This is a genomic window from Enterobacter sp. YSU (assembly GCF_016082135.1).
GTDB classification, from domain to species: domain Bacteria; phylum Pseudomonadota; class Gammaproteobacteria; order Enterobacterales; family Enterobacteriaceae; genus Enterobacter; species Enterobacter hormaechei_C.
The window spans coordinates 4,688,247-4,709,796 of record NZ_CP059487.1 but is presented as its reverse complement, the minus strand read 5'-3'; the positions used below and the strand labels follow the sequence as shown (position 1 = coordinate 4,709,796).

18 protein-coding genes are annotated in these 21,550 nt (G+C 57.9%); 8 read left to right on the top strand and 10 right to left on the bottom strand.

The window, feature by feature from the left end:
* Positions 1–24 precede the first annotated feature (24 nt).
* The 7 genes from rutG to rutA are packed head-to-tail and all read right to left on the bottom strand — an operon-like array spanning position 25 to position 5,459.
* Positions 25–1,347 (bottom strand): pyrimidine utilization transport protein G, encoded by a 1,323-nt coding sequence (rutG, locus tag H2Z33_RS22670; protein WP_047741395.1) that lies wholly within the window; start codon positions 1,345–1,347, stop codon positions 25–27.
* A gap of 21 nt (positions 1,348–1,368) precedes the next feature.
* Positions 1,369–1,860 carry an NADH-dependent FMN reductase RutF gene (gene rutF / locus H2Z33_RS22665; protein WP_015570873.1) on the bottom strand — a complete coding sequence of 164 codons (492 nt, stop codon included), beginning with the start codon at positions 1,858–1,860 and terminating at the stop codon, positions 1,369–1,371.
* A 12-nt stretch (positions 1,861–1,872) separates the two neighbouring features.
* Entirely contained in the window at positions 1,873–2,463 is a 591-nt protein-coding gene (locus H2Z33_RS22660; RefSeq protein ID WP_017693662.1) for a malonic semialdehyde reductase, read from the bottom strand.
* Between the two features lie 9 nt (positions 2,464–2,472).
* The gene (gene rutD / locus H2Z33_RS22655; RefSeq protein ID WP_063135265.1) at positions 2,473–3,273 is read right to left on the bottom strand and encodes a pyrimidine utilization protein D; all 801 of its coding nucleotides are present in this window, start codon (positions 3,271–3,273) and stop codon (positions 2,473–2,475) included.
* Positions 3,274–3,280: 7 nt separating this feature from the next.
* Positions 3,281–3,667, bottom strand: coding sequence for a pyrimidine utilization protein C (gene rutC / locus H2Z33_RS22650; RefSeq protein WP_015570870.1), 387 nt, complete (start codon positions 3,665–3,667; stop codon positions 3,281–3,283).
* Positions 3,668–3,678: 11 nt separating this feature from the next.
* Entirely contained in the window at positions 3,679–4,368 is a 690-nt protein-coding gene (gene rutB, locus H2Z33_RS22645) for a pyrimidine utilization protein B (protein WP_045349209.1), read from the bottom strand.
* Positions 4,368–5,459: a pyrimidine utilization protein A gene (gene rutA / locus H2Z33_RS22640; protein ID WP_003858092.1), complete on the bottom strand. Its 1,092-nt coding sequence runs from the start codon at positions 5,457–5,459 to the stop codon at positions 4,368–4,370. The genes rutB and rutA overlap by 1 nt, the downstream gene beginning before the upstream one ends.
* A gap of 245 nt (positions 5,460–5,704) precedes the next feature.
* Between rutA and rutR the strand changes: the two genes are divergently transcribed.
* Positions 5,705–6,343, top strand: coding sequence for an HTH-type transcriptional regulator RutR (gene rutR, locus H2Z33_RS22635; RefSeq protein ID WP_003858090.1), 639 nt, complete (start codon positions 5,705–5,707; stop codon positions 6,341–6,343).
* Here the strand turns inward: rutR and H2Z33_RS22630 are convergent.
* Positions 6,340–6,735: a lysozyme inhibitor LprI family protein gene (locus H2Z33_RS22630; RefSeq protein ID WP_017384770.1), complete on the bottom strand. Its 396-nt coding sequence runs from the start codon at positions 6,733–6,735 to the stop codon at positions 6,340–6,342. The genes rutR and H2Z33_RS22630 overlap by 4 nt on opposite strands.
* Positions 6,736–6,835: 100 nt before the next feature.
* Positions 6,836–10,798 (bottom strand): trifunctional transcriptional regulator/proline dehydrogenase/L-glutamate gamma-semialdehyde dehydrogenase, encoded by a 3,963-nt coding sequence (gene putA / locus H2Z33_RS22625; protein WP_032670923.1) that lies wholly within the window; start codon positions 10,796–10,798, stop codon positions 6,836–6,838.
* 422 nt (positions 10,799–11,220) lie between these two features.
* On the opposite strand from putA, the gene putP reads away from it, so the two are divergent.
* Positions 11,221–12,729: a sodium/proline symporter PutP gene (gene putP / locus H2Z33_RS22620; protein ID WP_017384768.1), complete on the top strand. Its 1,509-nt coding sequence runs from the start codon at positions 11,221–11,223 to the stop codon at positions 12,727–12,729.
* 72 nt (positions 12,730–12,801) lie between these two features.
* A complete protein-coding gene (locus tag H2Z33_RS22615; protein ID WP_063135264.1) occupies positions 12,802–13,221 on the top strand; it encodes a DUF3574 domain-containing protein in 420 nt (139 codons plus the stop codon).
* 72 nt (positions 13,222–13,293) lie between these two features.
* On the opposite strand, the gene H2Z33_RS22610 is transcribed toward H2Z33_RS22615, so the two are convergent.
* Positions 13,294–14,478: a NupC/NupG family nucleoside CNT transporter gene (locus tag H2Z33_RS22610; protein WP_017384766.1), complete on the bottom strand. Its 1,185-nt coding sequence runs from the start codon at positions 14,476–14,478 to the stop codon at positions 13,294–13,296.
* 251 nt (positions 14,479–14,729) lie between these two features.
* Between H2Z33_RS22610 and efeU the strand changes: the two genes are divergently transcribed.
* From efeU to H2Z33_RS22585, 5 genes are all read left to right on the top strand, one after another.
* Positions 14,730–15,563 (top strand): iron uptake transporter permease EfeU, encoded by an 834-nt coding sequence (gene efeU / locus H2Z33_RS22605; RefSeq protein ID WP_017384765.1) that lies wholly within the window; start codon positions 14,730–14,732, stop codon positions 15,561–15,563.
* 40 nt (positions 15,564–15,603) lie between these two features.
* The gene (gene efeO, locus H2Z33_RS22600; protein ID WP_033487253.1) at positions 15,604–16,731 is read left to right on the top strand and encodes an iron uptake system protein EfeO; all 1,128 of its coding nucleotides are present in this window, start codon (positions 15,604–15,606) and stop codon (positions 16,729–16,731) included.
* A 3-nt stretch (positions 16,732–16,734) separates the two neighbouring features.
* Positions 16,735–18,018 (top strand): iron uptake transporter deferrochelatase/peroxidase subunit, encoded by a 1,284-nt coding sequence (gene efeB, locus H2Z33_RS22595; protein WP_023296295.1) that lies wholly within the window; start codon positions 16,735–16,737, stop codon positions 18,016–18,018.
* Between the two features lie 499 nt (positions 18,019–18,517).
* Positions 18,518–19,309 (top strand): phosphate starvation-inducible protein PhoH, encoded by a 792-nt coding sequence (gene phoH, locus H2Z33_RS22590; RefSeq protein ID WP_017384762.1) that lies wholly within the window; start codon positions 18,518–18,520, stop codon positions 19,307–19,309.
* Between the two features lie 418 nt (positions 19,310–19,727).
* Complete coding sequence (locus tag H2Z33_RS22585) at positions 19,728–21,233, top strand: alanine/glycine:cation symporter family protein (protein WP_017384761.1); 1,506 nt, start codon at positions 19,728–19,730, stop codon at positions 21,231–21,233.
* Positions 21,234–21,550 lie beyond the last annotated feature (317 nt).

Below are 21,550 nucleotides of genomic sequence, written 5' to 3'. Positions count from 1 at the left end.
TCGCCGTTACCCGACGTGTTGATTTCACGGATCCTGAGTCACCACGGCGCCCTGCGGCGCGGCAGCCACCCGGCGGCTCAGCAGGGCGTTGAGCAGGATCGCGCCGAAGGTCGCCGTGCCAATCCCGCCCACCGTAAATCCGCCCAGCGTCAGGGCGAAATCACCCGCTCCCAGCACCAGCGTTACCGCCACCATGATCAGGTTACCGTTCTGGCTCAGATCAACATGATTCTGCACCCAGATACGGGCCCCCGCGACGGCAATCAGACCAAATACCACAATCGAGGCGCCGCCAATCACGGGTGCCGGGATGGTGTGGATCAATGCGCCGAATTTCGGGGAAAAGCCGAGCAGCATCGCCATCACCGCCGCCGCCACGAAGACCAGCGTCGAATAGACTTTGGTCACTGCCATCACGCCGATGTTTTCCGCGTAGGTCGTCACGCCGCTGCCGCCGACCGAGCCGGAGAGCATGGTCGCCAGACCGTCTCCCACAAACGCCCGCCCCATATACGGATCCATATTGCGCCCGGTCATTCCCGCTACGGCTTTCAGGTGGCCCAGGTTTTCAGCCACCAGAATCACCGCGACAGGCGCGATGAGCATCATCGCCTGAGCGTTAAAGGTGGGTGAGGTCATCTGCGGCAGGCCGAACCAGGCGGCCTGGTGAATCAGTGTGAAATCAACCGGTTTGCCGAGACCGAACACGTTCGCCAGCAGCGCGTAGACCAGACAGGCCGCAATCAGCCCGACCAGGATCAGCAGACGCTGGATCATGCCGCGCGTAAAGACCGCCACCACGCCGATGCACAGCACCGTTATCACCGCCATCCAGCTTTCAAACGGCGAGCCGGATACGCTCTTCACCGCAATCGGCGCGAGGTTCAGGCCTATCGCCATCACCACCGCCCCGGTGACGACGGGGGGCATCATCCGCTCGATCCAGCGCGTGCCGACTTTCATCACCACCAGACCGGTCAGGGTGTAGACCAGCCCACAGGCGATAATGCCGCCGAGGGCCACGCTCAGGTTGGGGTTAATACCCTGACCGTTAAACCCGGTCGCTGCAATGACCACCCCCACGAAGGCGGCGCTGGAGCCCAGATAGCTGGGCACACGCCCGCCGGTGACAAAAAAGAACAGCAGGGTACCCATACCCGACATCAAAATGGCGAGGTTAGGATCCAGCCCCATCAGCATGGGCATCAGCACCGTCGCACCAAACATCGCGACCGCATGCTGCACGCCCATCACCATGGTCTGCCCGAGCGGGAGCCTTTCATCCGGCGCGACCACGCCTTCTTCTGTGGAGGTCGATTTCAACTGCCAGTGGGGAAGTCCGAACATGATCTGTCTCCTGAATGCGGATTAACAGGCGGGTCGCATAAGTGCGTGATAGCCGCGGTCGAACCACACCAGCCCTTGCGGCGCCGGGTGGCGTACAATGGATACGATGTCGCAAAACAGAATGTCGTGAGTGCCAACGCTCACCACCTGGCTGATGCGGCAGTCGAACGAGGCCAGCGCATTTTCCAGACGCGGGCAGCCCGTGTCGCCTGTCTGCCAGCGGGCAGCGGCAAAGCGGTCCGCCATCGGCGTTTTTCCGCCAAACAGGTTGGATAAAGGCTCCTGTCCGGCACTCAGCGTGTTAACGCACAGGGTGCGGTTCTCGCTGAAAATCGGCCAGACCGACGCGCCGCGGTTCAGGCACACCAGCAGGGTAGGCGGGGAATCCGTGACGCTGCATACCGCGCTGGCGGTGAAGCCCGCCAGGCCTGCCGGGCCGTCGGTGGTAATGATATTGACCGCTGCGCCGACGCAGGCCATAGCGTCGCGAAAGGTTTGTTTATCCGGTGTCATCACGTTCGCTCCTTACGCCAGCCCGCAGGCATCGTCAAAGGCCAGACGCGGCAGGCGTCCGTAAAGTTTGGTCGTATCGCCATAGCCGATGTTAATCAGCAGATTGCTTTTGAGTAGCGTGCCCGTGAAAAAGGCCGCGTCCACTTTTTCCCGGTCAAAACCCGACATCGGCCCGGTGTCCAGCCCGAGCGCGCGGCAGGCGAAAATCAGGTACGCGGCCTGCATTGAGCTGTTGCGAAAGGCGGTCTCTTCCGCCAGCGCGGGGCTGGAGGTAAACCAGCTTCTGGCATCGCCGTGTGGGAACAGTTCAGGCAGGCGCTCATAAAACTCGCTGTCCCAGGCGACAATCGCCGTGACCGGGGCAGTGAGCGTTTTCTCAAGGTTGCCGCTGGAGAGCGCCGGGCGCAGCTTCTCTTTTCCTTCCGGGCTTCGCACAAACACAATGCGCGCCGGGGAGCAGTTGGCGGACGTCGGCCCCCATTTCATCAGGTCATAAATCTCGCGCAGCGTCTCGTCACTGACCGGTATATCCAGCCAGCCGTTATGGGTACGTGCGCCGGTAAACAGCGTTTCCAGCGCGGCGGGCGTGATGGCTTCGCTCATTCAAGCTCCTTACAAAGCGGGTTCTGGGCTGTGCAGCAGGCTGGCAAGCCCGTTCAGCAGCAGAGTGTTAAAGATGTCCGGCGCGGTCACATTGCAGGCATGCCCGCCCTGGCGCATGACCGTTTTGCGGGCGTGCGGGAGGGCGGCGTGCAGTTCAGCGGAGCAGACGGACGGCACCAGCAGATCGTCGGTGGAACAGATAATCTGTACGGGGCAGCGAACGCGTGCAGCGTGGCGGCTGAAATCGGCCTGTTTCAGGGCATGCAGCCTGCGCAGCAGATTGGCTTTGCCCTGAAAATGGGCCAGCGCCAGCGCGTGCTCGGCCTCCAGCCGCGGGGCGCGGGCGGCCATCCAGTCTGCCGGGTAGAGGAACAACGGCTGTGCCTCTACCCACGCCTGCGCGCCGCCCGCATGCAGCAGACGTTCGCGAACGTCAAAACAGCGGCGGGTATGGGCATTGAGGGTCAGCCAGCCGTTGACGCAGACCAGCGCGGTGAGGGCGTCGGGCTTATCGATGGCCAGCCGCAGGCCGACCAGCGCCCCCAGCGCGTGGCCGACCACGCAGTAACGGGCGATCTCGGCCTCGGCTAACGCCAGCGCAAGCTCGTCGGCCATGTGTGCGAGGGTGTAGTCTTCCGGCAGGGTATCCGGGTTATTCCCCGTGCCCCGCTGGTCGTAGCACACCACCTGATACTCCTGCCCCAGCACGGCGAGCTGGGGCAGCCAGTAGCTGCCGCTGCCGCCGAGCCCGGCAATCAGTACCACCACGGGCGCGCCCGCAAAGGGGGGCGGTGAAATGGACAGTTTCATGGCCGCCTCACTTCGCGATGTGCGCAACGGTGGCAATTTCAACCAGCGCTTCGGGCTTTACCAGCCCGCACTGGATGCAAAACCGCGCCGGTTTATCGCCGGGGAAAAACTCCGCGTAAATCTCGTTAATCGCGGCGTAGTTTTTCCAGTCGGTGATAAAGATGCTGTTGAAGGTCACGTCCTCCATCGTCCCACCCGCCGTTTCGATCACGGTTTTGATTGTCTCCAGCACGTGGCGGGTTTGCGCCTTTGGGTCATCGATAAACACCACGTTGTTGTCTTTATCAAACGGCAGCGTGCCCGAGACATACACCACGCCGTCGGCGAGGGTGCCGGGGACAAACGGGGCAATCGGGGTGCTGGTGCCCGGCGGAATAATCACGGATTTCGGCATAGCGGTTCTCCTCAGGCGATGCGGGCGAGCGGGGGATCCAGCGCGTCGCAGAAATCATTGACGTTACTGACCCAGCCAAAAAAGGTTTCGATATTGAACAGGGCGGCTTTCTGGGCAAAATCCGGCCCGGCCTGATGGGTGGCATCCTCCAGTACCACCCCAAAATACTCGAGGAAAAATCCGTCGCGCAGGGTCGACTCCACGCACACGTTGGTGGCTATGCCCGTAAAGACCAGATGACGAATGCCCCGGCTGCGCAGCAGGCTGTCAAGCGGGGTATTAAAAAAGCCGCTGTAGCGCGGTTTCGGCAGCACGATATCGCCGGCCTCCGGTACCAGCTCATCCACCAGCTGATAATCCCAGCCGCCTTTCGCCAGCAGCGTGCCCTGGAGTTCGGGCCGTTGACGCATGGTTTTCAGGGCGTTGGATTTGTGAAAGTTGGGTGAGCCGGGACCGCCAGCCTCGACGTACTGGTCGTCCCAGCCGTTCTGGAACCAGACGATCAGCATGCCCGCAGCACGCGCGGCGCTCACGGCGGTTTTGATGTTCTCAATCACCGGCTGCGTGGTGGAGACGTCAAACCCGGCCAGATCCAGATACCCGCCTTTACTGGCATAGGCGTTTTGCATATCCACCACGATCAGCGCGCTGCGCTGCGCGTCAAAGGTAATGGCTTCCGGGCGAGCGTTGAGGGTCGTCATTACGCCACCTCCTTCGTCACGGCAGGGATGTGGGCACGGCACTGCATCAGCGGCTGAATGCGCTCGCCGAAAGTTTCCACGCCGGTGAGAAAATCATCGAAGGTCAGCAGCACGCCTTCGGCGCCGGGCACGGCAGCCACTTCGTCGAGCATTCTGGCGACGCTGGCATACGAGCCAACCAGGGTGCCCATGTTGATATTGACGGCAGACGTCGGGTCGGCCATCTGGCGAACGTTGGTGTCCGCGCCGGAGCGGGTATCCTTCTGGCTCTGCTCGGTAAGCCAGCTCAGCGCTTCGTCATCCGCGCCGTCCTTGTATCGTTCCCATTTGGCGCGCGCGGCGTCGTCGGTTTCGTCGGCAATCACCATAAACAGCACGTAGGAGCCCACGTCGCGCCCGGTTTTGTCGGCGGCCGCTTTCATGCGTGCCGCGGTGGGCGCGAAGGCGGCCGGGGTGTTAACGCCTTTGCCGAAGCAGAAGTTGAAGTCGGCGTATTTCGCCGAGAATTCCATTCCCGCGTCGCTCTGTCCGGCGCATATCACCTTCATCGGCACCGACGGCTGCGGGCTGACGCGGCAGTCGTTCATGGTAAAGAAGTCGCCTTTGAAATCGCTTTTGCCGGTGCCCCATAGATCGCGCAGCACCTGCACATATTCAGTCAGGTAGTCGTAACGACGGGAGAAGTAATCGTCCCCCGGCCAGATCCCCATCTGCTCGTACTCCGGCTTTTGCCAGCCGGTGACCAGGTTAACGCCAAAGCGCCCGCCGGAGATGGAGTCGATGGTGGAGGCCATCCGCGCCACGATTGCCGGGGGAAGGGTAAGGGTGGCGGCGGTGGCGTAAATCTGGATGCGCGAGGTTACCGCCGCCAGGCCCGCCATCAGGGTGAAAGACTCCAGGTTGTGGTCCCAGAATTCGGTCTTACCGCCGAAACCGCGCAGCTTGATCATCGAGAGCGCAAAGTCGAAGTGGTAGTGCTCCGCTTTCTGCACGATGGCTTTATTCAGCTCAAAGGTCGGCATGTATTGCGGGGCAGTGGTCGAGATAAGCCAGCCGTTGTTGCCGATCGGTACAAATACGCCAATTTTCATCACGAACCTCTCTTCATTACGTCGCAGGTGTCACGATGTTTTTGCAAAGGCAGTGCCAGTTTTGAAAATCACTTTGTTATTAATGTGTTAAATGATGGTTGTTAAAATTAACAGCGAAAATGTGGACTGGATGGTCAAAATCATTGCACAGAAAACAGGCACTCATGCGCGCTGAGGGTGCAGAAGGTCGTGGCGAGACGGGGGTTTTGCTATGCTGAGCGCAGGACAGAAAATGGAGAGCGAAAATGACACAAGGCGCAGTGAAAACACCCGGTAAACGTTCGCAGGCGGTGAGCGCCAAGAAACAGGCGATCCTCAGCGCTGCGCTGGAGACATTTTCGCAGTTTGGTATTCACGGTACGCGCCTGGAGCAGGTGGCGGAGCAGGCCGGGGTGTCCAAAACCAATCTGCTCTACTACTACCCGTCAAAAGAGGCGCTCTATATCGCGGTGATGCAGCAGATCCTCGATATCTGGCTGGCACCTCTCAAGGCGTTTCGCGAAGAGCTGGCCCCGCTGGTGGCGATAGAGGAGTACATACGCCTGAAGCTGGAGGTATCGCGTGATTACCCGCAGGCATCAAGGCTGTTCTGCCTGGAGATGTTGCAGGGCGCGCCGCTGTTGCAGGCGGAGCTGACGGGAGATCTAAAGCAGCTGGTGGACGATAAATCGGCCATTATTGCCGGATGGGTCGCCAGCGGAAAACTGGCGCCCGTCGATCCGCATCATCTGATCTTCATGATTTGGGCCTCAACCCAGCACTACGCTGACTTCGCGGCCCAGGTCGAGGCGGTGACCGGTAAAACGCTCCAGGACGAGGCGTTTTTCCAGAGCACCCTGGAAAACGTACAGCGGATGATTATCGAAGGGATCCGCGTGCGCTAGTTTCCCGGCGGAAGAGGACAGCTTAAGTCGCCCTCTTCACACTGCATCAGCGTGGCCAGAAACGCTTCGCGCTCCGCGGTTTTCTCCGCCAGACACTGGTTAACAATCATTGGCTGAACGCTCCCGCCTTCCGTACCCGAACCGATAAACGCACAGTCCGCGTCGCGCAGGCTAATCCACGCCTGCTGCGCCTTTTTCAGTAGATCGCGCTGAGGCGCTGCCGCACGTTTGATGGCGGCCTGATACGTCTCGTTGAGCTTTTTATCGGCGGCCTGGTACTGCTGCGCGCTACAGGTGTTCAGTTCAAGCTGGGTGGTCGCGTTATCGCACTCGTCGGCCAGCGCGCTGGCGCTCATGAGCAGGGCTGCACCTGCGAGAAATACTCTTTTCATCATCCCCTCCATGTAAAAAAGCCGGATACGCTGTGCTTATCCGGCCTGGGCTATTTTGTAGCCCCGGTAAGCGTAGCGTCACCGGGGAGAGTTTACACGATTAACCGATTGTCATCAGGCTGGCGTTACCGCCCGCCGCCGCGGTGTTAACGCTGAGCGAGCGCTCAACGTACAGGCGCTCCAGCAGCAGGTTGGTCTCCCCGCGGGCGAAGCCCTGCACCGAGACAATCGCACCGCTGCGGGCCGCAACCTGCTCGCACAGTTCGCGCAGCTGGTCGGAATCACCGTGGTAGATCACCGCGTCAAACGGCTGGGTCAGCAGGGCATCGGCCTTCGCAAAGCGAATGCGGGCCGAGACCGCTTTTGGCAACTGTTTGGCGAGGTCGCGATGCAGGGCATCTTCCGGCCACAGCACCTCACAGCCCGTTGCTGTTGCGGCTGCCAGCTGCACCAGCGCATCCTCCTCGTTATCCGCCACGCACAGCACACGCTCGCGCGGCATCAGCGTCCAGGTGTTGCGCTCACCGGTTGGACCCGGCAGCAGACGCTGTGTTCCCGCCTGCGCCAGCTCGCCGTACTGCTGTGCAATCGCATGCAGCTCGGGACGATTTTCAGCCCACTTAATCAGCGCGTCCAGCGGCTGGGTCAGCACGGCTTTCACCTGCGCATCCACCGGATATTCCGCGTCCTGACGCGCCAGCGTCACGCCCAGCGCATTTTCCGGACGGTTTGCCAGCAGGCGGTACAGATAGAGTGGACCGCCCGCTTTCGGGCCGGTGCCGGAGAGACCTTCACCGCCGAACGGCTGCACGCCCACGACCGCGCCAACCATGTTGCGGTTGACGTACAGGTTGCCGACTTTAGCATTGCCGGTCACCTGGGCAATGGTTTCGTCGATACGGGTATGCACGCCAAGCGTCAGGCCGTAACCCGAGGCGTTGATCTGATCGATCAGCTCGTTGAGGTTGTTACGGTTGTAGCGCACCACGTGCAGTACCGGACCGAAGACCTCTTTTTTCAGCTCGTCGAAGCTTGCCAGCTCAATCAGCGTTGGCGGCACGAAGGTGCCGGTCTGCCACTCGCGGGCATCTTCGCTGTTCTCGCGCACCGCCTGGAACACCGGACGGCCTTTGGCACGCATGGTCTGAATGTGGTTTTCAATGTTGGCTTTGGCTTCCGCGTCGATCACCGGCCCGATGTCGGTAGTGAGACGGCCCGGGTTGCCCATGCGGCATTCCGCCATCGCACCGCGCAGCATCTTCAGCGTGTGGTCAGCCACGTCATCCTGTAAGCACAGTACGCGCAGGGCGGAACAGCGCTGGCCCGCGCTGTCGAAAGCAGAGGCCAGCACGTCAACGACGACCTGCTCGGTGAGTGCGGAGGAGTCCACGATCATGGCGTTCATGCCGCCGGTTTCAGCGATCAGCGGGGTAGGACGGCCCTGCGCATCCAGACGGGTGGCGATGTTGCGTTGTAGCAGGGAGGCCACTTCGGTAGAACCGGTAAACATCACGCCGCGTACGCGGTTATCGGAGGTCAGTTTGGCCCCGACTGTTTCACCGCGCCCTGGCAGCAGCTGCACCACGCCCGCCGGTACGCCCGCTTCCAGCAGAATGTTGATGCCCTGGGCGGCAATCAGCGGGGTCTGCTCTGCCGGTTTCGCCAGCACGCTGTTGCCTGCGGCCAGCGCCGCGGCAATCTGGCCGGTGAAGATCGCCAGCGGGAAGTTCCACGGGCTGATACACACCACCGGGCCGAGCGGACGGTGGGTTTCGTTGTCGAAATCATCGCGCACCTGACCGGCGTAGTAGTGCAGGAAGTCGACCGCCTCGCGCACTTCGGCGATGGCGTTGCTGAAGGTTTTACCCGCTTCACGCACCAGAATGCCGATAAGCTGCTGCATCTGATCTTCCATCAGCACCGCCGCGCGTTCCAGAATGGCGGCACGCTCCTGCGGCGGGGTGGCAAACCAGATTGGCGCGTTGTTCACCGCGCTCTCCAGGGCCTGCTCCACTTCCGTTTCCGTGGCTTCGCGCACGTAGCCGACGATATCCTTCGGCTCTGCCGGGTTGATCACCGGCTGCATTTCACCGTCCTCAACGGACTGCTCAAGGATCGGCCTGGCCTGCCACTTCTGCAATGCGCTGTTTAGCAGGGCAGAAGAGAGCGACGCCAGACGGTGTTCGTTGGCGAGATCCAGACCCGCCGAGTTGACGCGACCTGCACCATACAGCTCGCGCGGCAGGGCAATCTTCGGATGCGGCAGACCAATCTGGCCTTCCTGCGCCGCCATCTTCTCAACGGCCTGTACCGGATCGGCCACCAGTTCGTCCAGCGGCAGGGTGGTATCGGCGATGCGGTTAACGAAGGAGGTGTTCGCCCCGTTCTCCAGCAGACGACGCACCAGGTAGGCCAGCAGGGTTTCGTGGGTACCTACCGGGGCATAGATTCGGCACGGACGGTTCAGCTTGCCGTCGGCCACTTTACCGGTCACTTGCTCGTACAGCGGTTCACCCATGCCGTGCAGGCACTGGAACTCGTACTGGCCCGGATAGTAGTTCTGACCCGCGAGGCTGTAGATCGCCGCCAGGGTGTGGGCGTTGTGGGTGGCGAACTGCGGATAAATCAGGTTCGGCACGCCGAGCAGTTTTTTCGCGCAGGCGAGGTAAGAGACGTCGGTATAGACCTTGCGGGTATAGACCGGATAACCTTCCAGACCTTCCATCTGGGCGCGTTTGATTTCGCTGTCCCAGTAGGCGCCCTTCACCAGACGGATCATCAGGCGGCGACGGCTGCGGCTGGCCAGGTCAATCAGGTAGTCAATGACGAACGGACAGCGTTTCTGGTAGGCCTGGATAACGAAACCAATCCCGTTCCAGCCCGCCAGCTCCGGCTCGAAGCACAGTTTTTCCAGCAGGTCGAGGGAGATCTCCAGACGGTCCGCCTCTTCGGCGTCGATGTTGATGCCGATGTCATACTGGCGCGCCAGCAGGGTCAGGGACTTCAGGCGCGGGTAGAGTTCTTCCATCACCCGGTCGTACTGCGCACGGCTGTAGCGCGGGTGCAGGGCGGAAAGCTTGATAGAGATGCCCGGACCTTCATAAATACCGCGACCGTTGGACGCTTTACCGATGGCGTGGATCGCCTGCTGGTAAGAGACCATGTAGGCCTGCGCGTCGGCGGCGGTCAGCGCCGCTTCACCCAGCATGTCGTAGGAGTAGCGGAAGCCTTTGTCTTCCAGCTTGCGGGCGTTCGCCAGCGCTTCGGCAATGGTTTCCCCGGTGACGAACTGCTCGCCCATCAGGCGCATCGCCATGTCCACGCCCTTGCGGATCAGCGGCTCGCCGCTCTTGCCGATGATGCGGTTCAGAGAGCGCGACAGGTTGGCTTCGTTATGGGTGGAGACCAGCTTGCCGGTAAACAGCAGGCCCCAGGTGGCGGCGTTAACGAACAGGGACGGACTGCGGCCAATGTGGGAGTGCCAGTTGCCGTTACTGATTTTGTCGCGGATCAGGGCATCGCGGGTGGCTTTATCCGGAATACGCAGCAGCGCTTCCGCCAGACACATCAGCGCCACGCCTTCCTGCGAGGAGAGGGAGAACTCCTGCAACAGACCCTGCACCATACCGGCGCGTCCGCTGGCGGTTTTCTGGTTACGCAGCTTGTCGGCGAGCTGATACGCGAGGCTGTGCGCCTGAGCGGCAACGGCTTCCGGCAGGCGCGCCTGCTCCAGGAGCATCGGCACGGCGTCGGTTTCGGCACGGCGGTAGGCGCCGGTAATGGCGGCGCGGCTGACGGACTGCGGCAGGATCTGCTCGGCAAATTCCAGGAACGGCTGGTGGTTCTCTTCAACGGCCGTCGCGGCCTCTTCGCTTTCGTTCGCTGCACCCGCCAGCAGGGCAGGCAGCTCCGGCAGACCTTCTTCACTCTCCAGTCTTTCCAGATAGTTAAAAATCGCCTGCTTGATTAACCAGTGCGGTGTGCGGTCGATGCGGGTCGCAGCGGTTTTAATCCGTTCGCGGGTAGCGTCATCCAGCTTAACCCCCATGGTGGTCATCCCCATGCCAAAACTCCTGTTGTTCTGTAATAGCGTTCTGTTGATAGCGTGAAATATCCACCATGTTGCAACTTTGTGCAACCGTGTTAAATGTGACCTGGTCTGCAAGCTGGAAAATGAATGGATTGTTAACGATTAGTTAGCTGTGAAAAAGAACGTGCGGCGGTTTCTGAGCCCAGTTTTTATGCGGTGCTTAACACTTTTTAAAGGTGCAACCCGTAAAAGCGTGAGCGAGTGCAACCTATAGGAAAGACGTATAAAACCAGGGATGAAATTCATGTAAATGCAGTGTTAAATCGTTTGTCAGTGGGATGCGTATACGGCAGGATAGCGCGCCCAACGGAAACACATACACACATCACTACGTTCCGGTGATGACATAACAAGGCAACCCGGACGGTTGTCGCTCGACATTTTGGAGAATTTGAATGGCTATTAGCACACCGATGCTGGTGACATTTCTCGTTTATATTTTTGGCATGATCCTGATAGGGTTTTTGGCATGGCGTTCCACTAAAAACTTTGACGACTACATCCTCGGCGGGCGCAGCTTAGGCCCGATGGTCACCGCACTCTCTGCGGGCGCTTCCGACATGAGCGGCTGGCTGCTGATGGGCCTGCCGGGCGCGATTTTCATCTCCGGTATCTCCGAAAGCTGGATCGCCATCGGCCTGACCGTTGGCGCGTGGATCAACTGGAAGCTGGTGGCAGGCCGTCTGCGCGTGCACACCGAAGCCAACAACAACGCCCTGACGCTGCCGGACTACTTCACCGGACGCTTTGAAGATAACAGCCGTATCCTGCGCATTATCTCCGCGGTGGTGATCCTGCTGTTCTTCACCATCTACTGTGCCTCCGGCATCGTGGCGGGCGCGCGCCTGTTCGAAAGCACCTTCGGCATGAGCTATGAAACCGCCCTGTGGGCCGGCGCCGCAGCAACCATCCTCTATACCTTCGTGGGCGGATTCCTGGCGGTAAGCTGGACCGATACCGTGCAGGCGAGCCTGATGATCTTCGCCCTGATCCTGACTCCGGTGATTGTCATTTTCACCGTCGGCGGCTTTGGCGAATCGCTGGAAGTGATCAAGCAGAAGAGCATCGAAAACGTCGATATGCTGAAAGGGCTGAACTTCGTCGCCATTGTCTCTCTGATGGGCTGGGGCCTGGGCTACTTCGGCCAGCCGCACATTCTGGCGCGCTTCATGGCGGCGGATTCTCACCACACCATCGTTCACGCGCGTCGCATCAGCATGACGTGGATGATCCTGTGTCTGGCGGGGGCGTGTGCGGTCGGCTTCTTCGGTATCGCGTACTTCAACAACAACCCGGCGCAGGCGGGCGCGGTGAACCAGAACGCCGAGCGCGTGTTCATCGAGCTGGCGCAGATCCTGTTCAACCCGTGGATTGCCGGTATTCTGCTCTCCGCGATCCTCGCGGCGGTGATGTCCACCCTGAGCTGTCAGCTGCTGGTGTGCTCCAGCGCCATCACCGAAGACCTCTACAAAGCGTTCCTGCGTAAGGGCGCGAGCCAGAAAGAGCTGGTGTGGGTAGGGCGCTTTATGGTGCTGGTGGTTGCGCTGGTGGCGATTGCGCTGGCGGCAAACCCGGAAAACCGCGTCCTGGGGCTGGTGAGCTACGCCTGGGCGGGCTTCGGTGCGGCATTTGGTCCGGTGGTGCTGTTCTCTGTACTGTGGTCACGCATGACCCGCAACGGCGCGCTGGCGGGGATGATTATCGGTGCGGTAACCGTTATCGTCTGGAAACAGTTCGCGTGGCTGGGCCTGTACGAAATCATTCCAGGCTTCATCTTCGGCAGCCTCGGTATCGTGGTGTTTAGCCTGCTGGGTAAAGCGCCGTCTGCGTCTATGCAGAAACGCTTTGCGGAGGCGGACGCGCACTATCACTCAGCGCCGCCGTCTAAGCTCCAGGCTGAGTAATTTTCCCCTCACCCTAACCCTCTCCCCGGTGGGGAGAGGGGATAGTCCTTTCACCTATGTGAGTCTTCATCAATGAGAATTAAAACAGGGTTGATGGCGGCGGCATTCGTGATGCTGGCGGGCTGTACCGCACCCGCACAGCACGCAGCGGTAGAAACCTGCAAAGCAGAAAATCAGATGCAGCAGACCACGCTCTATTTCGGCTTAAACCGTCCTGCCGGGGCGCAAATTACAGGCAACGAATGGCAGCAGTTTGTCGACCAGGACGTGACGCCACGCTTTCGCGATGGTTTAACGGTATTTGATGCGCGCGGTCAGTGGCTGGGGAATGATGGAAAAGTGGCGCGCGAGCCGAGCAAGGCATTGATGCTGATCCACGCTAAAGACGCGCAGAGTGAGAAGAATATCGAAGCGTTGCGCGGGATCTATAAGTCACGCTTCGCGCAGGAGTCGGTGATGCGGGTCGACCAGCCGGTGTGCGTGCAGTTTTAATGAAAACGGCGGGATAACCCGCCGTTGTTGTATCGTAGGCCCGTGCAAGCGAAGCGCCGCCGGGCACAAAACTTACAGCACCAACCCCGCAAAGCTCGCCGACAGCAGGCTTACCAGCGTTGCCCCGTATACAAGGCGTAAACCAAACCGCGACACCACGTTACCCTGTTGCTCATTCAGACCTTTTATTGCCCCCGCCACAATGCCAATGGAAGCGAAGTTAGCGAACGACACCAGGAACACGGACAAAATCCCCAGCCCGCGCGGTGACATTTGATGGGCTATTTTTTGCAGCTCGATCATCGCCACAAATTCATTCGCCACCAGTTTAGTTGCCATAATGCTCCCCGCGCTTAAGGCATCGCTCAGCGGAATACCAATAAGCCACGCCAGCGGATAAAACACATAACCCAGAATCTGCTGGAAGCTCATGCCAAATATGCCGGAGAAGAGGGCGTTAATGGCGCTAATAAGGGCGATAAAGCCAATCAGCATCGCCAGAATAATCATCGCCACCTTAAAACCGGCCAGAATATACTCGCCAAGCATTTCAAAGAAGCTCTGGGATTCGTGCAGTTTTTCCAGCCTGATATCCGGCTCCGCTTCCGGGCGGGCCGGGTTAATAACCGAAAGAATAATAAAGGTGCTGAACATGTTCAGGATCAGCGCCGCGACGACAAATCTGGCGTCGAGCATAGTCATATAGGCCCCGACAATCGACAGCGAAACCGTCGACATGGCCGTGGCAGCCATCGTAAACAGACGACGCGAGGAGAGATCGCCCAGCACGCCTTTGTAGGCAATGAAGTTTTCCGACTGACCGAGGATCAGCGAACTCACCGCGTTAAAGGATTCCAGCTTGCCCATGCCGTTCAGTTTTGACAGCAGCGTCCCGATCACCCGAATAAAGATCGGCAGAATACGCCAGTGCTGAAGAATACCAATCAGCGCCGAGATAAAAATAATGGGGCAGAGCACGCCAAGGAAAATGAACGCCAGCCCTTTTTCACCCATCCCGCCAAAGACAAAATTCGTCCCTTCGGCAGCGAATTTAAGCAGCGACTCAAAGAAACCGGAAACGTATTTAATAATAAACAGGCCGCTTTCTGCGTGGAGGAAAAAGAACGCCAGCGCGATTTCGATCACGATCAGCTGTAAAACGAAACGAATACGAATTTTTCGGCGGTCGAAACTCACCAGCCAGGCGAGCGCAAGAATAATCACCAGCGCCAGCAGGAAATGGACAATTTTAAACATGGCTTATTTTCAGTTGGTTTTCGAGGCGGACATTTAGCCACAGCCCCGGTTAACCGTAAATGGGCATTTTCGTTATACCTTATAAACGTAACGGTTACTCAGGCAATTATTACTCCGCAATGCGTTTACATCTGGTCATCAAAACGCAACACATTTCGCTTGTTTTTCTTGTTGCCGTAATGATAATCACTATCACAAGAATTTACTTTTCTTTGCATCAGTTGACCGCGATAAACATTTAAGGTGTCGGCATGTTTGTTCCTTTTCTCATTATGTTACGTGAAGGCCTTGAAGCGGCCCTGATTGTTAGCCTTATCGCCAGTTATCTGAAGCGTACCCAGCGCGGACGCTGGATTGGCGTCATGTGGGTTGGGGTTTTCCTTGCTGCGGCGCTCTGCCTGGGCCTCGGTATCCTCATCAACGAAACCACCGGGGAGTTCCCGCAGAAAGAGCAGGAGCTGTTTGAAGGGATCGTCGCCGTGATTGCGGTGGTGATCCTCACCTGGATGGTGTTCTGGATGCGCAAGGTCTCCCGTAACGTGAAGGTACAGCTTGAGCAGGCGGTGGATAACGCCCTGCAAAAAGGCAACCACCACGGCTGGGCGCTGATCATGATGGTCTTTTTCGCCGTGGCGCGTGAAGGCCTGGAGTCTGTGTTCTTCCTGCTCGCGGCTTTTCAGCAGGACGTGGGCATCTGGCCGCCGCTGGGCGCGGTGCTCGGGCTGGCCACGGCGGTTGTGCTTGGCTTCCTGCTCTACTGGGGCGGCATTCGTCTTAACCTGGGCGCGTTCTTCAAGTGGACCAGCCTGTTTATTCTGCTAGTGGCCGCAGGGCTGGCGGCAGGGGCGATCCGCGCCTTCCACGAAGCGGGTCTGTGGAACCACTTCCAGGACGTGGCGTTCGATCTCAGCAACGTCCTGTCGACCCATTCACTGACCGGTACCCTGCTCGAAGGGATCTTCGGCTACCAGGAAACGCCGAGCGTCAGCGAAGTGGCGATGTACTTTATCTATCTGGTTCCGGCGCTGATCCTGTTCGCTATGCCGCCGCGTACCGGCTCGCAGACGTCGCGCGTAGCGCCGTAAGTGCTGTTTTAGTTACAACATACTTTTAAAGGGAAGAGTCATGGCCATTCAGTTCCGTCGTAGTGCGTTATGCGCAGGCATTACCGCGCTGTTCGTGTCTGCCTTCACCGCTCAGGCGGCAGATATTCCGCAGGTAAAAGTCACCGTCAACGATAAACAGTGCGAGCCGATGACCATCACGGTTAACAGCGGTAAAACGCAGTTTATTATTCAGAACCACAGCCAGAAGGCGCTGGAGTGGGAAATCCTGAAAGGGGTGATGGTGGTGGAAGAGCGCGAGAATATCGCGCCGGGCTTCAGCCAGAAGATGACCGCAAATCTTCAGCCCGGGGAATATGACATGACCTGCGGCCTGCTGACTAACCCGAAAGGTAAGCTGATCGTCAAAGGCGCAGCGACGGCGGACGCGGCCAAAGGCACGGCGCTGCTGAGCCTCGGCGACGCCATTACCGCCTATAAAGCCTACGTCACCAAAGAGACAGCGGACCTGGTGGCAGGCACCAAAGCCTTTACCGACGCGGTGAAAGCGGGCGACATCGAAAAAGCGAAATCCCTGTATGCGCCTACCCGTCAGCACTACGAGCGCATTGAGCCGATTGCCGAACTGTTCTCTGACCTCGATGGCAGCATTGACGCCCGTGAAGACGACTACGAGCAGAAGGCCGCCGATCCGAAATTCACCGGCTTCCACCGTCTGGAAAAAGTCCTGTTTGGCGATAACTCCACCAGTGGGATGGAGAAATACGCCGAGCAGCTCAACAGCGACGTGCTGGAGCTGCAAAAACGCATCAGCGAGCTGGCATTCCCACCGTCGAAAGTGGTGGGTGGCGCAGCGGGCCTGATTGAAGAAGTGGCCGCCAGCAAAATCAGCGGTGAAGAAGATCGTTACAGCCACACCGACCTGTGGGACTTCCAGGCGAACGTCGACGGCGCACAGAAAATTGTCGAGCTGCTGCGGCCTCAGCTGCAAAAAGAGAACGGCGAGCTGCTGGCGAAAGTGGATGCCAACTTTAAGAAAGTTGACGCTATCCTGGCGAAATACCGCACCAAAGACGGGTTCGAAACCTACGACAAGCTGACCGATGCTGACCGTAACGCGCTGAAAGGCCCGATAACCACCCTGGCGGAAGATCTCTCCCTGCTGCGTGGCGTACTGGGTCTGGATTAAGCGATGAACAAGCATGACGAATACGACGTGGCGGAACCTTCCCGACGTCGGTTGTTAAAAGGGGTAGGGGCGCTGGGCGGCGCGTTTGCCCTGGCGGGAGGCTGTCCGGTGGCGCATGCGGCAAAACCGCAAAGCGCCCCTGGCACGCTCTCCCCGGATGCGCGTATGGAAACGCAGCCGTTTTATGGTGAGCACCAGGCGGGGATCCTGACGCCGCAGCAGGCCTCGATGATGCTGGTGGCTTTCGATTCGCTGGCGAGTGATAAAGCCGACCTTGAGCGTCTGTTCAGGCTGTTGACCACGCGTATTGCCTTCCTCACCGCCGGCGGTCCCGCACCGGAAACACCGAATCCGCGCCTGCCGCCGATGGATTCCGGCATCCTCGGCGCGTTTATCGCTCCCGATAATCTGACCATCACCGTGTCGGTGGGGGAATCGCTGTTTGATGATCGCTACGGACTGGCGAAGCAGAAGCCGAAAGCGCTGCAAAAAATGACGCGATTCCCGAATGATTCTCTCGACGCGGCGCTGTGCCACGGCGATCTGCTGTTGCAGATCTGCGCTAATACCCAGGATACGGTGATCCATGCCCTGCGCGATATTATCAAGCACACCCCGGATCTGCTGAGCGTGCGCTGGAAGCGGGAAGGTTTTATCTCTGACCACGCCGCTCGCAGTAAAGGCAAAGAGACGCCGGTCAACCTGCTGGGCTTCAAAGACGGCACCGCCAACCCGGACAGCAGCAATACCGCGTTGATGAAGAACGTGGTATGGGTGACGGCGGATCAGGGCGAACCGGCCTGGGCGGTCGGAGGCACCTATCAGGCGGTGCGTATCATTCAGTTCCACGTGGAGTTCTGGGACCGCACGCCGCTGAAAGAGCAGCAAACTATCTTCGGTCGCGATAAGCAAACCGGCGCACCGCTCGGCATGAAGCACGAGCACGATGAACCCGACTACGCCCGCGATCCGAACGGGGATGTCATCGCGCTGGACAGCCATATTCGCCTCGCCAATCCTCGCACCAAAGAGACGCAATCCAGCCTGATGATGCGCAGGGGCTACAGCTACTCGCTGGGGGTGACCAACTCCGGTCAGCTTGATATGGGACTGCTGTTTGTCTGCTATCAGCACGATCTGGAGAAGGGATTCCTCACCGTGCAGAAGCGGCTCAACGGCGAAGCGCTGGAGGAATATATTAAGCCCATCGGCGGCGGCTATTTCTTTGCCCTGCCCGGCGCGCGTGACGCGAACGCCTGGCTCGCTCAGGGTCTGATAGAAGCCTGATAATCGTCCCTGCGACAGTTCGCGGGGACATTATTTTTTCGAAGGACTATCTTATTGTTATATTTCTGTAATATTTCTATATAAGACTGATTTTCCATGTAGGGGCAGTCCTAAAGTTGCATTCAGGTAAAATAAATGTTGCATTTATGATAATTCCTGATGTACTTAAGAGAAGACAGCGGTAGTTCCCGGCAGTGATGCTAACTCACTATGGAGATCGCGAATGGTTGCGTCCTGTACTGGACAAGGTAAACACATCAACCGCAGTACCCGGCGCGGAGGCTCAGACTCCGGCAGCGATTTCTTCGCCACCAAATTCTCTCCTTCACCTCAAGAACCTTTTTCTACCGACGTGCATAACGGTGCGCGTAGCCGTTGTATATCGTCATCCGGTAATGCAAGCAATGGCTTACAAGGAAGCCAACCCTCTGATGTTCGTGCGCATAATCGTGCCGATGCTGGCGCGTGTGATGAATACCAACAACTCAAGGTGCTATCCATGGGAAGACAGAAAGCAGTGATCAAAGCTCGTCGTGAAGCAAAACGTGTGCTGAGACGGGATTCACGTAGCCATAAGCAGCGTGAAGAAGAATCGGTCACCTCGCTTGTGCAGATGAGCGGCGTAGAATCCATTGGCATGGCGCGGGACAGCCGCGATGCATCGCCAATTGTGGCGCGGAATGAAGCTCAGGCGCACTACCTGAATGCTATCGAGAGTAAACAGCTCATCTTTGCAACCGGGGAAGCCGGATGCGGGAAAACCTGGATCAGCGCCGCCAAAGCGGCGGAGGCGCTGATTCATAAGGACGTGGAAAGGATCATCGTTACCCGTCCGGTACTGCAAGCGGATGAAGATCTGGGCTTCCTGCCCGGCGATATTTCCGAGAAGTTTGCCCCGTACTTCAGGCCCGTCTATGACGTGCTGGTGAAGCGGCTGGGCGCTTCCTTTATGCAGTACTGCCTGCGACCAGAGATTGGCAAGGTGGAAATCGCGCCGTTCGCCTATATGCGCGGACGTACATTTGAAAATGCGGTCGTTATTCTTGACGAGGCTCAGAATGTGACCGCTGCGCAAATGAAGATGTTTTTAACGCGCCTCGGGGAGAACGTGACGGTTATCGTCAACGGCGATATTACCCAGTGTGACCTGCCGTCGGGCGTGAAGTCCGGCCTGAGCGATGCCATGTCACGTTTTGAGGAAGATGAGATGATAGGGGTGGTCCGCTTCACAAAAGAGGACTGCGTCCGCTCAGCGCTGTGCCAACGAACGCTGGAAGTGTACTCCGACTAAGATCATTTCACATTTTAAGTCATTTCTTCCCGGCGTTATGCCGGGAAGCTTCCTTTATTCCCTCTGAACGCGTGGCTTTTTTAAATCATATTTATTTCCTATAGCATTCAACGGGATTTACGCCCCGTTTTGCGGTAATAATAATATTACTGTTAATTTGCTGTGAACGCTTTTTATACAGGTCACGGAAATGTGATATGTATTTATAATACCCACAAAATATCTATGAATATAATGATCATGCTAATTATTGGTTTAAAATTAAACGTGAATGTTGTCACAGAACATGACTAAGCAGTAAAAATTAAGTTGGTGTCTTTTGGGTAATTATCTATGTTTCGTACTTGTTCAGACAAAATTCTAAAAAGAAACTCGCCAGGGGATCGTTTCCTCTGGAACATCACGCTAAGGGTCATACATGAACGAACTGGTTAGTGCAATTAATGGTGTTATCTGGAGCCCGGCGTTAATATTTTTATGTCTGGGTGTCGGCCTCTATTTCTCGCTGCGTAGTCGCTTTCTGCAATTACGGCATATAAAACTTATGATTACCCTGATGTTTCAGGGGCGTCCTACCGAGGCAGGCGTGTCGTCGTTTCAGGCGCTGACGATGACGCTGGCGGGCCGCGTGGGGACAGGGAATATTGCCGGTGTAGCGACCGCCATTACCTTTGGTGGACCCGGTGCGCTTTTCTGGATGTGGATCGTGGCATTTTTGGGGGCAAGCTCTGCTTTTGTCGAATCCACGTTAGGTCAGGTTTATAAAGAGAAAATTAACGGCGAATATCGTGGTGGTCCTGCCTTTTATATTGAGAAAGGGTTAGGCGTGAAGTGGTACGCATGGTTATTTGCCATCGTAACGATTTTCTCCTGCGGATTATTACTGCCAGGTGTGCAGGCAAACTCTATTGGTGCGAGCCTGGATATTGCCTTTGGTCTGAGCCCAAATGTCACGGCGGCGTTACTTGCTGTGCTGTTGAGTTTTATTATTTTTGGTGGCGTAAAAAGGATTGCCAGCTTTAGCAGTATGGTGGTTCCGTTTATGGCGCTCGGCTATATTATTGTCGCGTGCGTGATTATCGCTATCAATATTGATCAGCTTCCTTCAGTTATATTGCTGATCTGGAAAAGTGCTTTTGGCCTTGAAGCTGGGTTTGGCGCTATTCTGGGTCAGGCCATCATGTGGGGCGTGAAGCGTGGCGTCTATTCCAACGAGGCGGCGCAGGGTACCGGGCCACATGCCTCCTCGGCGGCGGCCGTAAGCCATCCGGTGAAACAGGGGCTGGTTCAGGCGTTCTCCGTGTACATCGACACGCTGTTTGTCTGCTCCGCGACCGGGTTTATGCTGTTGATCACCGGGCTGTATAACGTGCAGGGCGTCGACGGCGCAGCGCTCTATACCGGAATAGCGGGCGTGGCCGCAGGACCGGGATATGTCCAGACGGCAATGGAAAGTATGATGCCGGGCTTCGGTAATTACTTTGTTGCCATCGCGCTGTTCTTCTTTGCCTTCACCACGATCATTGCTTACTACTACATCGCTGAAACGAATATCGCCTACATCAACCGTAAGATTCATCGCCCGTGGCTGACGTTCCTGCTCAAGCTGTGTCTGATGGCTTCGACGGTATATGGCACGGTACGCACCGCGGATCTGGCCTGGGGATTAGGGGATATCGGCGTAGGGCTGATGGCATGGCTCAACATTATTGCCATCGTTCTGTTGCATAAAAAAGCGTTTGCCAGCCTGAAGGATTATGAAATCCAGAATGCACAGGGGTTGGATCCACACTTTGACCCGGTTCGGCTGGGGATTAAAAATGCGGATTACTGGCTGGAGGAGCGTAAGGATGAAGCGGGTTTGAATATTGGCCAGAGACTTGCTCCCGAGGGAAAGCAACCGGCTGGAAAGCTGAATAGCTGAGGAATGGTTGAGACAGGCCCGTGCTTTTGTACGGGCTTTTTTTTGTAGGTGAGGCAGCTCGTGTCGCACCGGGGGGGATTGACTCGCTTCGCTCGCCCTGCGGGCAGCCTGTTCGCTATGCTCTCAGTCTGTCCAACTGGCTGCCGCCAGTTGTCGAACCCCAGTCGGGGGTTCTCATCCCCCCCTTTTCGGAGAATATAAAAGAAAAAAGCCCGTACTTTCGTACGAGCTCTCATCTTAAATATGGCGGTGAGGGGGGGATTCGAACCCCCGATACGTTGCCGTATACACACTTTCCAGGCGTGCTCCTTCAGCCA

What these genes read in the sequence shown, in the direction of transcription:
- rutG (WP_047741395.1), bottom strand. Translation starts at nt 1,347, where the DNA reads ATGTTCGGACTTCCCCACTGGCAGTTGAAATCGACCTCCACAGAAGAA.
- rutF (WP_015570873.1), bottom strand. Translation starts at nt 1,860, where the DNA reads ATGACACCGGATAAACAAACCTTTCGCGACGCTATGGCCTGCGTCGGC.
- H2Z33_RS22660 (WP_017693662.1), bottom strand. Translation starts at nt 2,463, where the DNA reads ATGAGCGAAGCCATCACGCCCGCCGCGCTGGAAACGCTGTTTACCGGC.
- rutD (WP_063135265.1), bottom strand. Translation starts at nt 3,273, where the DNA reads ATGAAACTGTCCATTTCACCGCCCCCCTTTGCGGGCGCGCCCGTGGTG.
- rutC (WP_015570870.1), bottom strand. Translation starts at nt 3,667, where the DNA reads ATGCCGAAATCCGTGATTATTCCGCCGGGCACCAGCACCCCGATTGCC.
- rutB (WP_045349209.1), bottom strand. Translation starts at nt 4,368, where the DNA reads ATGACGACCCTCAACGCTCGCCCGGAAGCCATTACCTTTGACGCGCAG.
- rutA (WP_003858092.1), bottom strand. Translation starts at nt 5,459, where the DNA reads ATGAAAATTGGCGTATTTGTACCGATCGGCAACAACGGCTGGCTTATC.
- rutR (WP_003858090.1), top strand. Translation starts at nt 5,705, where the DNA reads ATGACACAAGGCGCAGTGAAAACACCCGGTAAACGTTCGCAGGCGGTG.
- H2Z33_RS22630 (WP_017384770.1), bottom strand. Translation starts at nt 6,735, where the DNA reads ATGAAAAGAGTATTTCTCGCAGGTGCAGCCCTGCTCATGAGCGCCAGC.
- putA (WP_032670923.1), bottom strand. Translation starts at nt 10,798, where the DNA reads ATGGGGATGACCACCATGGGGGTTAAGCTGGATGACGCTACCCGCGAA.
- putP (WP_017384768.1), top strand. Translation starts at nt 11,221, where the DNA reads ATGGCTATTAGCACACCGATGCTGGTGACATTTCTCGTTTATATTTTT.
- H2Z33_RS22615 (WP_063135264.1), top strand. Translation starts at nt 12,802, where the DNA reads ATGAGAATTAAAACAGGGTTGATGGCGGCGGCATTCGTGATGCTGGCG.
- H2Z33_RS22610 (WP_017384766.1), bottom strand. Translation starts at nt 14,478, where the DNA reads ATGTTTAAAATTGTCCATTTCCTGCTGGCGCTGGTGATTATTCTTGCG.
- efeU (WP_017384765.1), top strand. Translation starts at nt 14,730, where the DNA reads ATGTTTGTTCCTTTTCTCATTATGTTACGTGAAGGCCTTGAAGCGGCC.
- efeO (WP_033487253.1), top strand. Translation starts at nt 15,604, where the DNA reads ATGGCCATTCAGTTCCGTCGTAGTGCGTTATGCGCAGGCATTACCGCG.
- efeB (WP_023296295.1), top strand. Translation starts at nt 16,735, where the DNA reads ATGAACAAGCATGACGAATACGACGTGGCGGAACCTTCCCGACGTCGG.
- phoH (WP_017384762.1), top strand. Translation starts at nt 18,518, where the DNA reads ATGGGAAGACAGAAAGCAGTGATCAAAGCTCGTCGTGAAGCAAAACGT.
- H2Z33_RS22585 (WP_017384761.1), top strand. Translation starts at nt 19,728, where the DNA reads ATGAACGAACTGGTTAGTGCAATTAATGGTGTTATCTGGAGCCCGGCG.